12 protein-coding genes are annotated in these 14,537 nt (G+C 62.4%); 11 read left to right on the top strand and 1 reads right to left on the bottom strand.

Annotated elements, in window-relative coordinates; translation table 11 throughout:
* From rsmH to murB, 11 genes are all read left to right on the top strand, one after another.
* Positions 1–1,026: a 16S rRNA (cytosine(1402)-N(4))-methyltransferase RsmH gene (gene rsmH, locus AC1DNK_RS06855; RefSeq protein ID WP_477940149.1), complete on the top strand. Its 1,026-nt coding sequence runs from the start codon at positions 1–3 to the stop codon at positions 1,024–1,026.
* Between the two features lies 1 nt (position 1,027).
* On the top strand, positions 1,028–1,501 hold the full coding sequence (ftsL, locus tag AC1DNK_RS06850; RefSeq protein ID WP_112443980.1) for a cell division protein FtsL: 474 nt from the start codon (positions 1,028–1,030) through the stop codon (positions 1,499–1,501).
* A 3-nt stretch (positions 1,502–1,504) separates the two neighbouring features.
* The gene (locus AC1DNK_RS06845; protein WP_112386980.1) at positions 1,505–3,256 is read left to right on the top strand and encodes a peptidoglycan D,D-transpeptidase FtsI family protein; all 1,752 of its coding nucleotides are present in this window, start codon (positions 1,505–1,507) and stop codon (positions 3,254–3,256) included.
* A 62-nt stretch (positions 3,257–3,318) separates the two neighbouring features.
* The gene (locus AC1DNK_RS06840; protein ID WP_477940147.1) at positions 3,319–4,779 is read left to right on the top strand and encodes a UDP-N-acetylmuramoyl-L-alanyl-D-glutamate--2,6-diaminopimelate ligase; all 1,461 of its coding nucleotides are present in this window, start codon (positions 3,319–3,321) and stop codon (positions 4,777–4,779) included.
* Positions 4,776–6,209: a UDP-N-acetylmuramoylalanyl-D-glutamyl-2,6-diaminopimelate--D-alanyl-D-alanine ligase gene (locus AC1DNK_RS06835; protein WP_477940145.1), complete on the top strand. Its 1,434-nt coding sequence runs from the start codon at positions 4,776–4,778 to the stop codon at positions 6,207–6,209. Before AC1DNK_RS06840 ends, AC1DNK_RS06835 begins: the two co-directional genes overlap by 4 nt.
* Positions 6,210–6,231: 22 nt before the next feature.
* Positions 6,232–7,332, top strand: a complete 1,101-nt coding sequence (mraY, locus tag AC1DNK_RS06830; protein WP_112386983.1) for a phospho-N-acetylmuramoyl-pentapeptide-transferase — start codon at positions 6,232–6,234, stop codon at positions 7,330–7,332.
* A 7-nt stretch (positions 7,333–7,339) separates the two neighbouring features.
* Complete coding sequence (gene murD / locus AC1DNK_RS06825) at positions 7,340–8,752, top strand: UDP-N-acetylmuramoyl-L-alanine--D-glutamate ligase (RefSeq protein ID WP_477940144.1); 1,413 nt, start codon at positions 7,340–7,342, stop codon at positions 8,750–8,752.
* A 1-nt stretch (position 8,753) separates the two neighbouring features.
* Positions 8,754–9,908 carry a putative lipid II flippase FtsW gene (ftsW, locus tag AC1DNK_RS06820; RefSeq protein WP_112386985.1) on the top strand — a complete coding sequence of 385 codons (1,155 nt, stop codon included), beginning with the start codon at positions 8,754–8,756 and terminating at the stop codon, positions 9,906–9,908.
* A gap of 7 nt (positions 9,909–9,915) precedes the next feature.
* On the top strand, positions 9,916–11,040 hold the full coding sequence (gene murG, locus AC1DNK_RS06815; RefSeq protein WP_477940143.1) for an undecaprenyldiphospho-muramoylpentapeptide beta-N-acetylglucosaminyltransferase: 1,125 nt from the start codon (positions 9,916–9,918) through the stop codon (positions 11,038–11,040).
* Positions 11,037–12,452: a UDP-N-acetylmuramate--L-alanine ligase gene (gene murC / locus AC1DNK_RS06810; RefSeq protein WP_477940141.1), complete on the top strand. Its 1,416-nt coding sequence runs from the start codon at positions 11,037–11,039 to the stop codon at positions 12,450–12,452. Before murG ends, murC begins: the two co-directional genes overlap by 4 nt.
* Positions 12,449–13,423 carry a UDP-N-acetylmuramate dehydrogenase gene (gene murB / locus AC1DNK_RS06805; protein ID WP_112386988.1) on the top strand — a complete coding sequence of 325 codons (975 nt, stop codon included), beginning with the start codon at positions 12,449–12,451 and terminating at the stop codon, positions 13,421–13,423. Before murC ends, murB begins: the two co-directional genes overlap by 4 nt.
* 7 nt (positions 13,424–13,430) lie before the next feature.
* On the opposite strand, the gene AC1DNK_RS06800 is transcribed toward murB, so the two are convergent.
* Positions 13,431–14,525 (bottom strand): metallophosphoesterase, encoded by a 1,095-nt coding sequence (locus AC1DNK_RS06800; protein WP_477940140.1) that lies wholly within the window; start codon positions 14,523–14,525, stop codon positions 13,431–13,433.
* Positions 14,526–14,537: the final 12 nt, after the last annotated feature.

Genomic DNA, 14,537 nt, shown 5'->3' with positions numbered 1-14,537 from the left:
ATGGTGACGAATCCTGGCGGAGATTCTTCTGATGCCAGTGGCGGACCGGTTCGTCACATTCCGGTTCTTCTGCGCGAAGTCCTTGATGCGCTGGCGCCCTCATCCGGCAAGATCGTTCTCGACGGCACGTTCGGGGCTGGCGGCTATACGTCTGCAATCCTTGCGGCTGGCGCCGATGTAATCGCGCTCGATCGCGACCCGACGGCAATCGCTGCCGGTCAGGCGCTGGTCGCGGACCATGCCGGTCATCTGCAGCTCGTTCATTCCCAATTTTCCCATCTTGCCGATCACGCGCCTGATGCGGGGCTCGACGGTGTCGTGCTCGATATCGGCGTCTCCTCGATGCAGATTGACGAGGCCGAGCGCGGCTTCTCGTTCTCGAAGAACGGCCCGCTCGATATGCGCATGTCGGCTGCCGGGGTTTCTGCTGCCGACGTCGTCAATCGCGCCAAAGTGGCCGAACTGATCCGTATCTTTCATTTCCTCGGCGAAGAAGATCAGGCGCCGCGCATCGCGCACGCGATCGAAAAGCGCCGCGCCGAAAAGCTGTTCGAAACGACCCGCGATCTTGCCGGTCTCATCGAGCTGGTGACGCCGCGCAAGATGAAGGACAAGATCCATCCGGCAACGCAGGTGTTCCAGGCGCTGCGCATCTTCGTCAATGACGAGCTTGGCGAGCTGGCGCAGGCGCTGTTTGCCGCCGAGCGGGCGCTGAAGCCCGGCGGGCGGCTCGTCGTCGTCACCTTCCACTCGCTGGAAGACCGGATCGTCAAGAAATTCTTCTCCGACCGCGCAGGCAAGGCCTCGGGCTCGCGTCACCTGCCGGTAGCGCATGAGCGCGCCGCGACGTTCAGCGCTGTCGGGAAGTCTATGGTTGCTGCCAGCCAGGCGGAAGCCGAAGTGAATCCACGGGCACGTTCCGCCAAGTTGCGCGCTGGGGAGCGCACATCGGCTCCGGCCGAAGCGGCGGACATGTCCATCTTCGGTCTGCCTAGTCTGGCCAGTCTCGGAAAACTTGGGGGTTGATGTGCTGAGAACGTTCGACTTCGTCTTGATCGGTGTGATGACGGCCGCGGCGGCCGTGACCTATACGATCAAGCATCGCGCCGAGCTGAAGCTCGAGGAGGTTCACCGCCTCGAATCCGAGATCAAGCTCGAGAAGGATACGATCGAGCTGCTGAAGGCCGACTGGGCGCTGCAATCGCAGCCGAACCGGCTGGAGCGCCTCGTCAACACCTATAATGACGAACTCAAGCTGCAGCCGACCGATTCCACCGCTCTCGTTCATGCCCGCGAATTGCCGATGCTGAAGGCGGAGGTTCCGGTTCCGGATGTGACGGAGGCCAAGGCGGACCAGAAGCATGCGACGGGTGCTGTGGCGTCCGCCGCAAAGCCTGCCGCCGGTGCCAAGGTTGCCGCAAAGGTAACGCCGAAGCCGGTGCCGCGGGTCGAAGAGCCTGAGGACGATACGGATCAGATCGCAACCGGATCGGTGGAGTAGGCCATGTCGTTTCTCTCCCGCATCATGGTGTTGAAGAGCCAGGCGCATTTCTCCTCCGGCGTCTATAACCGCTTCGGCGGCCCGTCGGGCAGCATTCCGCTCGAGGGCTCGCGCAAGAAGAAGGCCGGGCAGGCGAAAAGCCGGGTCGGTCTGCTGATCCTCGGCTTCACAGCGCTTTACGGCGTCATCGGTGGCCGTCTGGTCGAGTACGCGATGAAGGATCAGGAGATCGTTTCCTCGATCCTGCCGCCCGATCGTCTCATGGCCTCGCGTCCCGATATTCTCGACCGCAACGGCGAGGTGCTGGCCACCGACATTCGCACCGTCTCGCTGTTTGCCGAGCCGAACAAGATTGTCGACGTTGACGAAGCGATCGAGAAGCTGGCGACGGTGCTGCCTGATCTCGACGCCAAGGGCACCTACAAGAAACTGTCGGTAAAGACCTCGCACTTCGCCTGGCTGCGCCGTCAGCTGACGCCGAAGCAGCAGAGCCAGATCCTGGCGCTCGGCATTCCCGGCATCGGCTTCCGTCCGGAAAAGCGCCGCTTCTATCCGGGTGGCCCGACCGCTTCTCACATTCTCGGTTACGTCAACATCGACAACCGCGGCGTCTCCGGCATGGAGAAATATATCGACGACCAGGGGCTTGCCGATCTCGCCTCCGTCGGCATGACCAGCGACCAGCCGCTTGAGCCGGTGAAGCTGTCGATCGATATCCGTGTCCAGAACATCGTTCGCGATGTCGTCACCAGCGCCGTCACCAATTACGAAGCCAAGGGTGCCGGTGCCGTCGTTCTCGACATCCATACCGGCGAAGTACTCGGCATGGCCTCCGCGCCCGATTTCGATCCGAACAATCCGGAAGAGGGCGCCAAGGAAGGCTGGCTGAACCGCATGTCGAACGGCACGTTCGAGATGGGTTCGACCTTCAAGACCTTCTCGACAGCCATGGCGCTCGACAGCGGCAAGGTCAGCATCAATGACAGCTTCGATGCCAGCCGCCCGATCCGCATCGGCGGTTTCACCATCAACGACTTCCACGGCCAGCGCCGCTGGCTGACCGTGCCTGAAATCTTCGAATATTCGTCGAATATCGGTACGGCAAAGATGATCGATATCGTCGGCATGGAGATGCAGAAGGATTACCTGACGCGCTTCGGCCTGCTGACGCGGATGAAGACCGAGCTTCCCGAAGTGAAGATGCCGAGCCAACCGAAGGTCTGGAAGAAGATCAACTCGATCACGATCTCCTTCGGCCACGGTGTCTCGACGACGCCGATGCAGACGGCGGTTGCCGGTGCCGCGCTCGTCAACGGCGGCAAGCTGATCGAGCCGACCTTCCTGCCGCGTACCCGCGAGCAGGCTGACGAAACCGCCGAAGTCGTCGTCAAGAAAAGCACCAGCGACGCGATCCGCTATCTCTTCAAGCTGAACGGTCTGAAGGGCTCGGGCCGTAACGCCGATGTGGCGGGCTTCAATGTCGGCGGCAAGACGGGGACGGCCGACAAGGTCGTCAATGGCCGATACGCCCATAACCTCAATTTCAACGCCTTCCTGGCGGCCTTCCCGATCGACAACCCACGCTATGTGGTGCTGACCTTCTGCGACGAGCCGCATAACGGCGAGAAGGGCCAGAACATCGCGGCCTATACTGCCGCGCCGATGGTCAAGAACATTATCCGCCGCGCTGCCCCCATTCTCGGCGTCGAGCCGCAATTCGGCGAAGACGGATCGGCCTTGTTGGTGTCTTATTGAGTCTGAATGAATACGGCGCCGATTCGCGTGGGGTGAACGGCGCCAGAGAGAAAAGACGTTCGATGAAACTGCGGGACATTGCCGGAAGCGCATTTCCGGAAATCAAGGATCAACTCGACGGACCGGTGGGCGCGCTGGAGATATCGGGCCTCACGGCTGACAGCCGCAGGGCCGGGCCTGGCATGGCCTTCGTCGCTGTCGCCGGTACCAAGGCCGATGGCGCAAGCTTCATCGCCGATGCGGCGAAGAACGGTGCCGCCGTCGCCATCACCTCGCAGCCGGTCGAAGCCTCCATTCCCGTTCTCGCCGTCAAGGAATCGCGACGCTTCCTGTCGCTCGCTGCGGCCAATTTCTATGGCAAGCAGCCTGCCACCATGGTTGCCGTGACAGGCACTGCGGGGAAGACCTCGGTCGCCTCCTTCACGCGCCAGATCTGGGCCCATGCCGGACACCCGGCAGCGATGATCGGCACGACGGGCGTCGTCTCGCCCACGCGCAACGATTACGGCTCGCTGACGACGCCGGATCCGGTTTCGCTGCACAAGCTGCTGGCGGAACTTGCTGATGAAGGCGTCACCCATGCCTCGATGGAAGCGTCGAGCCACGGCCTCGACCAGAGCCGTCTCGACGGCGTGAAGCTTGCCGCCGCCGCCTTTACCAATCTCGGCCGCGATCACATGGATTACCATCCGACGATCGAAGACTATATGGCGGCCAAGATGCGGCTGTTCGATACGCTGCTGCCGAAGGGCGCGCCGGCGATCATTTTCGCCGACGATGCCTGGTCGGCGCAAGCGATCAAGGCGGCGACCGATGCCGGTCACGACGTCCGTACCGTCGGCCGCAAGGGCGATTACCTCACTCTCAAGCGCGTCGAGCATTTCCGTCACAAGCAGGTGGCCGAAGTGCATGTCGGCGGCGAAATCTTCGAGGTCGATATTCCGCTGGCGGGCGACTTCCAGATCGCCAATGCACTGGTTGCCGCGGGTCTTGCGATGTCGACGGGCGTGCCGGCCAAGGTGGCGATGGCGGCTCTCGAAAAGCTGCAGGGCGCCTCCGGGCGTCTGGAGCTTGTCGGCCATACCCATGATGGCGCGCTCGCTTATGTCGATTACGCCCACAAGCCGGATGCGCTTGAAAACGTTCTGAATTCCGTCCGCCCGTTCACCACCGGCCGTGTCGTCGTGGTGTTCGGCTGCGGCGGCGACCGCGACAAGGGCAAGCGGCCGATCATGGGCGAGATCGCCTGCCGTCTGGCCGATGTGGTGATCGTCACCGACGACAATCCGCGCTCGGAAGACGCGGCGACGATCCGCGCCGAGATCATGGCGGCCGCGACCTGCGCCACCGAAATCGCCGACCGCTCGCTGGCGATCAGCAAGGCGGTGGCGATGCTGAAGGCTGGCGACACGCTGATCGTTGCGGGCAAGGGGCATGAAGAGGGGCAGACCATCGGGAGTGTGACGCTGCCTTTCTCCGACCACGCCGAAGTGCGTGAAGCCTTGGAGGAGGCGAAACCTTGAACTGGCTTTGGACCACTGAAGACATGATTGCCGCCATGGCGGGGCGTCCTTTCGGGACGCTTCCCCAGGGCATAACAGGCATTTCCATCGACAGCCGCTCGATTGCTTCAGGCGAAGCTTTCTTCGCCATCAAGGGCGATCGCGTCGATGGTCACGACTATGCCTCGATGGCGATGGCCAACGGTGCGTCGCTGCTTGTCGTCAGTGAGGCGCGGCTTGCGGGGCTTGGCCGTCTGACGGTGCCGATGATTGTCGTCGAGGATGTGCTGGCGGCGCTCGAGCGTCTTGCGATCGCATCGCGCCAGCGGTCGCGGGCGCAGATCATCGCCGTTACCGGTTCGGTCGGCAAGACGACGACCAAGGAAATGCTGCGCCATGTGCTCTCGCCATCCGGCAAGGTGCATGCGTCGGTGGCGTCCTTCAACAATCACTGGGGCGTGCCGCTGACTTTGGCACGCATGCCGCTCGACACGCATTTTGGTGTCTTTGAAGTCGGCATGAACCACCCGGGCGAAATTCGTCCGTTGGTGCAGATGATCCGCCCGCATGTCGCCGTCATCACCACGATCGCACCGGCGCATCTCGGCAACTTCAAGAGCATCAAGGAAATCGCCACCGCCAAGGCCGAGATTTTCGAAGGTCTGGTGCCCGGTGGTCATGTCGTTCTCAACCGCGACAACGACCAGTATAATTTCCTGGAGCGCACGGCGCAGGCGCTTGGGATCAGCAACATCCATTCCTTCGGCCAGCATGCCAAGGCCGAGTACCGTCTCGCCGAGTTCAACGGCTCGGACGAGAGCTCGGCGCTGTGGCTGACGATCGACGGCGATACGCTGGAAGTGGCGATCGGCGCGCCTGGCCGTCACATTGCCGAAAACGCGCTTGCCGCCCTCGGCGTCGTGACGCTCGTCGGCGCCGATCTCGACAAGGCGATCGATGCGCTGGCGACCCTGCAGCCCGAAAAGGGCAGGGGGCAGCGCCACAAGCTGCGGCTCGGCGCAGGCAGCCTGACGCTGATCGACGAAAGCTACAATGCCAATCCGGCCTCGATGCGCGCGGCGATCGCGCTGCTCGCGGCTGCCGTACCCTCGGGCTACGGACGCCGGATCGCCGTTCTCGGCGACATGCTTGAGATGGGTGAATTCGCCGAACGGGTGCATGCTGATCTCGCCAGTCCGCTTCTGGCGGCTGGCATCGAGCATGTCTGGCTGGCAGGCAAGGATATGCAGGCGCTGAGGGAATCGCTTCCTGACAGTGTCGCCGTCGAGTATCGCGAGACGACGGCAGAACTCAAAGATTATGTACTGAACTCGGTCGAGCCGGGCGATGTCTTGATGGTCAAATCGTCATTGGGGATAGGTTTCGGCAAGATCGTTGCCGCGCTCCTTGACAAGTTTGCGCCATTTGCGGACACGCAGCGCGAGATTTGACCGGGTAAACAAGGGGCCCTGAATGCTGATTTGGCTAGTCGAACTGTCGGAACATTTTAAATTTCTGAACCTGTTCAGATACATTACCTTCCGCACAGGGGCCTCCCTCTTTACCTCCGCGCTCATCGTCTTCCTGTTCGGGCCGGTGATCATCCGTTCGCTGCGCATCCGCCAGGGCAAGGGTCAGCCGATCCGTGCAGACGGGCCGCAGACGCATTTCAAGAAGGCCGGGACGCCGACCATGGGCGGCCTGATGATTCTGGCGGGTATCGTCGGGGCATCGCTGCTCTGGGCCGACCTTTCGAACGTCTATGTCGTGGCGACACTGCTGGTGACGCTCGGTTTCGGCGCCATCGGCTTCTATGACGATTATCTCAAGGTGACGAAGCAGAGCGACAAGGGCTTTTCCGGCAAGGCCCGCCTCGGCATCGAATTCATCATCGCCGGCATTGCCGTCTATTTCATGATGCGCACGTCGCTGGCGTCGGGACCTGCAGGCTCGACCTTCGGTTCGTCGGTTGCATTCCCCTTCTTCAAGGATTTCCTGATTAATCTCGGCATCATGTTCGTGGTGTTCGGCGGTTTCGTCATCGTTGCTGCGGGCAACGCCGTGAACCTGACGGATGGTCTGGATGGTCTGGCGATCGTGCCGGTGATGATCGCAGCCGCCTCCTTCGGCATCATCTCCTATCTCGCCGGTAACGCGGTGTTCGCGGGCTATCTGCAGATCAATTTCGTCCCTGGCACGGGTGAGCTTGCGGTCGTTCTCGGTGCCGTCATCGGCGCCGGTCTCGGCTTCCTCTGGTTCAATGCGCCGCCCGCTGCAATCTTCATGGGTGACACCGGTTCGCTGGCGCTCGGCGGCACGATCGGCACGGTTGCAGTTGCCACCAAGCACGAGATCGTTATGGCGATCATCGGCGGTCTGTTCGTCATGGAAACGCTGTCTGTCATCATCCAGGTCGGTTTCTTCAAGATGACCGGACGGCGCGTCTTCCTGATGGCGCCGATCCACCACCATTTCGAAAAGAAGGGCTGGACGGAAAGCCAGGTCGTCATCCGTTTCTGGATCGTCGCGGTCGGCCTTGCCATGCTCGGCCTCTCGACCCTCAAGCTGCGGTAAGCGGACGATGATCCCGGTCACCACACTTGCTGGCAAAAAGGTCGCGCTCTTCGGGCTCGGTGGCTCCGGCCTTGCGACGGCGAGGGCGCTGGTCGCGGGCGGGGCTGATGTCATTGCCTGGGACGACAATCCTGACAGCGTTGCGAAAGCCGGCGCCGAGGGGATTGCGACCGCGGACCTGCGTAGCATCGACTGGGCGTCGCAATCGCTTTTCGTGCTCTCTCCCGGCGTGCCGCTGACGCATCCGAAGCCGCACTGGACCGTCGATCTGGCGCGTGGCGCCGGTGTCGATATCGTCGGTGACGTCGAGCTCTTCGTCCGCGAGCGCCGGGCGCATGCGCCGGATTGCCCGTTCATCGCCATCACCGGCACTAACGGCAAATCGACCACCACGGCGCTGATCGCCCATATCCTGAAGACCAGCGGCCGCGACACGCAGCTCGGCGGCAATATCGGTACGGCGGTGCTGACCCTCGATCCGCCGAAGGCCCAGCGCTTCTATGTCGTCGAATGCTCGTCCTATCAGATCGATCTGGCACCGACGCTGAACCCGTCAGCCGGTATCCTGCTCAACCTGACGCCCGACCATCTCGATCGCCATGGAACGATGCAGCACTATGCCGACGTCAAGGAGCGGCTGGTGGCGGGCAGCGATACGGCGATCGTCGGTGTCGATGACAGCCATTGCGAAATGATTGCCGACCGCGTCGAGCGCGCCGGCACCAAGGTGGTGCGCATTTCGCGCCGCCATCCGCTGGCCGATGGCATCTATGCCGAGGGCACGAAACTCATTCACGCAACCAATGGCGCGGCGCTTCCGCTGGCCGATCTCGACGGCATCCAGACGCTGCGCGGCAGCCACAACGCGCAGAACGCGGCAGCCGCCGTCGCGGCCTGCCTTGCGGTCGGCGTCTCTGCCGATGAGATCCGTGCGGGGCTTGCCTCGTTCCCCGGCCTCAAGCATCGCATGCAGCCGGTCGGCATGCGCCGCAATGCCGTCTTCGTCAACGATTCGAAGGCGACCAATGCGGATGCGGCGGCACCGGCACTGTCGAGCTACGACCGGATCTACTGGATCGCCGGCGGCCTGCCGAAATCCGGTGGCATCACGACGCTTGCGCCGTTCTTTCCGCGCATCGCCAAGGCCTATCTGATCGGCGAGGCGGCAGCGGAGTTTGCGGCAACGCTCGGCGAGGCGGTATCTTACGAGATATCAGGTACGCTGGAGCGCGCCGTCGCGCATGCGGCTGCCGATGCGGAAAAAGATGAAACTGGTCCTGTCGCGGTGATGTTATCCCCGGCTTGCGCAAGCTTCGACCAATATAAGAACTTCGAAGTCAGGGGCGATGCATTTGTTAGCCATGTGGCAGCGCTCGACGGAATCACCATGCTGATCGGTTCGGCAACAGGAGATAAGTGACATGGTAAGCCGTGCGGAACGTGGGCCTCTGGCCGATTGGTTTTGGACCATCGACCGCTTTTTCTTGGCGATGTTCGTCTTCCTGATGGGCATCGGATTCATGCTGTCGTTTGCCGCATCGCCCGCGGTGGCGGAGCGCATCGGGCTTGAACCCTTCCATTTCGTCAAGCGCCACGCGGCCTTCATGATCCCGTCGCTGATGGTCATGATCGGGCTTTCGTTCCTGACGCCGCGCCAGGTGAGGCGCACGGCGATCCTGCTTTTGATCGTCGCGATAGCGATGATGCTGCTGGCACTGTTCTTCGGCGTCGAGGTCAAGGGCTCCCGGCGCTGGGTGACGCTGGCCGGCATCTCGATCCAGCCGTCGGAATTCATGAAGCCTGCTTTCGTCGTCGTCTGCGCCTGGCTGTTTGCCGAGCATGCGCGCCAGCCGGAAATTCCCGGCAATCTTTTCGCCATCATCCTGTTCGGCATGGTCGCCTCGCTGCTCGTGGCCCAGCCCGACCTTGGCCAGACGATCCTGACAACCGCCGTCTGGGGCGGCATGTTCTTCATGGCGGGAATGCCGTGGCTGTGGATCATCGTGCTCGGCGTCGGCGGGGCAGGCGGCCTCGTCTCGGCTTACTATGTGTTCCCGCACGTGGCTGGACGAATAGACAAGTTCATGACCGGCGAGGGCGACACGTTCCAGATCGATACCGCCCGCGAGGCGATCATCCGCGGCGACTGGTTCGGTCAGGGGCCTGGCGAGGGCATCGTCAAGCGGATCATTCCGGACGCCCATACCGACTTCATCTTCTCGGTTGCCGCCGAAGAGTTCGGCATCATCTTCTGCATCGCCCTTGTTGCGCTGTTCACGGCCCTTGTTTTGAGGGGGCTGTCGCACGCATATAAGGAGAAGAACGATTTCAACCGGTTTGCCGTCGCCGGCCTCGTGCTGCAGATGGGCATCCAGTCGATCATCAATATCGGCGTCAATCTCGAGCTGCTGCCGGCAAAGGGCATGACGCTGCCGCTGATCTCCTACGGCGGTTCGTCGATGGTGGCGATTTGCGTGACCGCCGGTTTCATTCTCGCGCTGACGCGCCATCGCCCGGAAAAACGTGCACAGGATCGGAGCCTCTTCCGCGTGCCGCACGGAATGCCGGCGGAGTAAAAGAACTATGAGTAAAGGCATCGTCCTTCTTGCCGCCGGGGGAACCGGCGGCCACGTCTTTCCCGCGGAAGCCTTGGCCTATGAGCTGAAGGCCCGCGGTTATTCCGTTCATCTGGTCACCGACAGCCGCGCCGAACGCTATGCCGGAAAGTTCCCGGCCGAGCAGATCCATGTCGTGCCGTCGGCAACGATCGGTTCGAAGAACCCGATCGCCGTCGCCCGCTCACTGTGGACGCTGTGGAGCGGCATGCGGGCGGCGAAGAAGCTGATCCAGAAGCTGAAGCCTGCCGTTGTCGTCGGTTTCGGCGGCTATCCGACCGTGCCGCCGCTGCTGGCCGCAACGCGCCTCGGCGTGCCCGCCATGATCCATGAGCAGAATGCCGTTATGGGCCGCGCCAACAAGGCGCTGGCGGCGCGTGTCCAGGCGATTGCCGGCGGATTCCTGCCGGAGAATGGCGGCGTCTATCCCGAAAAGACTGTCACAACCGGCAATCCGGTACGTCCGGCGATCATCGAGGCCGCCAAGGTTCCCTATGCGCCGTCGCATCCCGGCGAACCCTTCAATCTCGTGGTCTTCGGCGGCAGCCAGGGCGCACAGTATTTCTCCAAGGCGATGCCCACGGCGATCAGCCTGCTTGACGACGATCTCCGGGCGCGGCTGCAGATCACCCAGCAGGTGCGGCCCGAGGATATGGAGATGGTCGGCGGCTGTGTCGCGCAGCTGAAGATGGGGGCGGATATCGCGCCGTTCTTCACCGACATGGCCGAGCGTCTCGCAAAAGCGCATCTCGTTATCTGCCGTTCGGGCGCTTCGACGGTTTCGGAAATCTCGGTAATCGGCCGTCCGGCCGTTCTCGTGCCCTATCCTCATGCGCTGGATCATGACCAGGCTGCCAATGCCGCAGCACTTGCCGCGACCGGTGGCGCCAAGGTCATCGTTCAGGCGGAGCTTTCCTCCGAGAAGATCGCTGCGATCCTGACGCATGCGATGAACGACCCGGAAAAGCTGGCGCGGATGGCGGCGGCGGCAAAGCAGACCGGGAAACCGGATGCTGCGAACTTGCTTGCCGGCATGGTAGAGGCTATTGCCGCCGGACGTACAATTGCAGAGTTCAAGGGGGCACAGTCATGAAACTGCCGAAGGCTATAGGCCTCGTCCATTTCATCGGCATCGGCGGCATCGGCATGAGCGGCATTGCCGAAGTGCTGCACAATCTCGGTCACAAGGTCCAGGGATCCGATCAGTCCGACAGTGCGAACGTTCAGCGTCTGCGCGAAAAAGGTATCGAGGTCTTCGTCGGCCATAAGGCCGAGAATCTCGGCGATGCCGAAGTCGTGGTCGTTTCGACGGCGATCAAGAAGAGCAATCCGGAACTGATCGCGGCGCGCGAGAAGCTGCTGCCCGTCGTTCGGCGCGCCGAGATGCTGGCCGAGCTGATGCGCTTCCGCAATGCGATCGCCATCGGCGGCACGCATGGCAAGACGACCACCACCTCGCTGGTGGCTACGCTGCTCGAAGCCGGCGGGCTCGATCCGACCGTCATCAATGGCGGCATTATCAATGCCTACGGGACCAACGCCCGCATGGGCGAGGGCGAGTGGATGGTGGTCGAGGCCGACGAGTCCGACGGTACCTTCCTGAAGCTGCCGGCCGACGTTGCCGTCGTCACCAATATCGATCCTGAACATCTCGACCACTACGGCAATTTCGATGCCGTGCGCGCTGCGTTCCGGCAGTTCGTCGAGAACGTGCCGTTCTACGGCTTTGGCGTCATGTGCCTCGATCATCCCGAAGTGCAGGCGCTGGTCGGCCGTATCGAGGACCGCAAGGTCGTGACTTACGGCGAAAATCCGCAGGCCGACGTGCGCTTCACCAATGTGCGTATCGACGGGCCGCGCTCGATCTTCGACGTCGAGATTCGCCGCCGCCGCACGGGCAAGGTCTTCAAGCTCGACAATCTCGTCATGCCGATGCCCGGCCGTCACAACATTTCCAATGCGACCGCGGCGATCGCCGTTGCCAACCGCCTCGGCATTTCCAACGAGGACATCGCCAAGGGGCTGGCCTCCTTCGGCGGCGTCAAGCGGCGCTTCACGCTGACCGGCGAATGGAACGGCGTTCAGGTGTTCGACGACTACGGTCACCACCCGGTCGAGATCAAGGCCGTGCTCAGGGCCGCGCGCGAGGCCTGCAAGGGCCGCGTCATCGCCGTCCACCAGCCGCATCGCTATTCGCGCCTTTCGAGCCTCTTCGAGGAATTCGCCAACTGCTTCAACGATGCCGACAGCATTTTCCTGGCGCCTGTCTATGCCGCCGGTGAGGACCCGATCGAGGGCGCCGATTCCGAGATGCTGGTCTCGCGCATCAAGGCTGGCGGCCATCGCGACGCACGCTATCTTCCGTCGCAAGACGTACTACCGGAGATGGTTGGAGAGATTGCAAAGCCGGGCGACTTTGTGGTTCTCTTGGGGGCTGGAAGTATCACCTACTGGGCAGCGGCCCTGCCAAAACAACTGGAAGGCCTTTCGGGAAAGTCGGCATGAAACAGGTAAATGGGGAAAAGCTTCTCGAAACTCTCGGAGAAGGCGTCAAGGACATCCGCGGCCGTATCACGCCGGATGCCCCCATGGACCGCGTGACCTGGTTCCGTGCCGGCGGCCTCGCCGAGCTGATGTTCCAGCCGCATGACGAAGACGATCTCATCGCTTTCATGAAGCTTCTGCCCGAGGACGTGCCTGTAACCGTCGTTGGCGTCGGTTCCAACCTCCTAGTGCGCGACGGCGGCATTCCGGGCGTTGTTCTGCGCCTGTCGGCCAAGGGTTTCGGTGGGCTGGAGATTGCCGGTGAAAACCGCATCCGCGCCGGTGCGATCTGCCCGGACAAGCATGTTGCTGCCATGGCGATGGACAATGGCATCGGCGGCTTCCATTTCTACTACGGCATTCCCGGCAGCATCGGTGGCGCGGCACGCATGAATGCCGGCGCCAATGGCGGCGAGACCCGCGAGCGTCTCGTCGAACTGACCGCGATCGACCGCAAGGGCAACAAGGTCGTGCTTTCGAATGCCGAGATGGGTTATTCCTACCGTCATTCCTCGGCCGCATCGGACCTGATCTTCACCTCGGTGCTGTTCGAAGGCTATGCCGAAGACCGCGCCAAGATCCGCGCCGACATGGATGCGGTGCGCAACCATCGCGAGACGGTACAGCCGATCCGCGAGAAGACCGGCGGCTCGACCTTCAAGAACCCCGAGGGACATTCGGCCTGGAAGCTGATCGACGAAGCGGGCTGCCGCGGTCTGGTCATCGGCGGGGCGCAGATGTCGTCGCTGCATTGCAACTTCATGATCAACATGGGCCAGGCGACCGGCTACGATCTCGAATATCTCGGCGAACAGGTTCGCCGCGAAGTGTTCGAAAATTCCGGCGTCAAGCTGGAATGGGAGATCAAGCGTCTCGGCGTGTTCATGCCGGGCCGCGAAGTCCGCCCGTTCCAGGGCGTCACCAGCGACTGATTGCTTTCTATCGAAGAGCTTTGCTGAAGGCGGTGTCGAAGATGACGCCGCCTTTGTCGTCTGCGGCTTCGCCGATCGCTACGTCCATGCGGCCGTTGGCAACGCGCACCAGCGTGAAGCCGCCCATGAAGGCGGCCTTGGCCTTGAAGACGTCGATACCGTTGACCTTGTAGGCCATCGCCGTGTCGTGTTCGTGGCCGTGGAAGATGCCGATTACATTGTAGCCGCTGAGGGTTGCGAGCAGATCCTGACGTTCTGATTCATCCCACCAATGCGGCGTTCCGGTGCCCGTGTCATCGAAGGTGCTCTTGGCCGGATCCCAGCGTTCGGTGGAGAAATGATCCCAGCCGTAGTGCTGGAAGATGACGACGGGCCGGCCGTCGGATGCGTAGGTCTTAAGATCCTGCTTCATCCAGTCGAGGCTGCTGGCCGTTCCCTTGCTGTTGTCGCCGCCATAGCGCTGCGCCTGGATCAGATGCAGGCCGCCCCAGCTCCAGGAGTAGTTGTCGGAGGCTTCGTCGTAATTGTCGACAGGCACGGCCGGTTTGAAGAAGACGCTCGGCTTGTGATTCATCTGCACGTAGTCGCGCAGCTCGTCGCGATACCAGTCGACCTGCGGCGGACGGCCGTCCTGATCGAGATCGTGATTGCCGAGGCCGACATAGACGGGGAAATGCACATGGTCAGGGCCGCGGCCCTCCTGGTAGCGGTGCGAGAACTGCAGGAGCTGCGACCCTTCCGCAAACTCCGCCATCTGTCCGCCGCCGTCGTCGGTGACGTCGCCGCAGACGATGATGCCTTGAGGCCGGGCAATCGTCTGACCGGCAACGCTGAGGCCGCTCGGCTTGCCAGCGATCTCTTCCGGCCATGTCTGATGGTGGATGTTGTTGAGCGCCAGGATATGGCGCAGCAGATTGGCGTCGGTCTTGCCTTCCTGCTGACAATTGGGGCTGAGCCCATCGCCGATGCGGCAGGCATGGACGTCGTTGATGACGAGGAAGGTGACGTTGACATCAGGGACGGCGGCGCGCGACAGCGACGGCAGTGAAAGGGCCATTCCGGCGCCGAGGCCCTGTGTCAGCAGCGATCGTCTTGTCAGCATCGTGGTCTCCCG

It is taken from the genome of Rhizobium sp. 01N424 (assembly GCF_056399485.1).
The sequence above is the reverse complement of the archived record's forward strand: the minus strand, read 5'-3'. Positions and strand labels throughout refer to the sequence as shown.

Coding starts and splice junctions, on each gene's coding strand:
- rsmH (WP_477940149.1), top strand. CDS start 1: ATGGTGACGAATCCTGGCGGAGATTCTTCTGATGCCAGTGGCGGACCG.
- AC1DNK_RS06845 (WP_112386980.1), top strand. CDS start 1,505: ATGTCGTTTCTCTCCCGCATCATGGTGTTGAAGAGCCAGGCGCATTTC.
- AC1DNK_RS06840 (WP_477940147.1), top strand. CDS start 3,319: ATGAAACTGCGGGACATTGCCGGAAGCGCATTTCCGGAAATCAAGGAT.
- mraY (WP_112386983.1), top strand. CDS start 6,232: ATGCTGATTTGGCTAGTCGAACTGTCGGAACATTTTAAATTTCTGAAC.
- murD (WP_477940144.1), top strand. CDS start 7,340: ATGATCCCGGTCACCACACTTGCTGGCAAAAAGGTCGCGCTCTTCGGG.
- ftsW (WP_112386985.1), top strand. CDS start 8,754: ATGGTAAGCCGTGCGGAACGTGGGCCTCTGGCCGATTGGTTTTGGACC.
- murG (WP_477940143.1), top strand. CDS start 9,916: ATGAGTAAAGGCATCGTCCTTCTTGCCGCCGGGGGAACCGGCGGCCAC.
- murC (WP_477940141.1), top strand. CDS start 11,037: ATGAAACTGCCGAAGGCTATAGGCCTCGTCCATTTCATCGGCATCGGC.
- murB (WP_112386988.1), top strand. CDS start 12,449: ATGAAACAGGTAAATGGGGAAAAGCTTCTCGAAACTCTCGGAGAAGGC.
- AC1DNK_RS06800 (WP_477940140.1), bottom strand. CDS start 14,525: ATGCTGACAAGACGATCGCTGCTGACACAGGGCCTCGGCGCCGGAATG.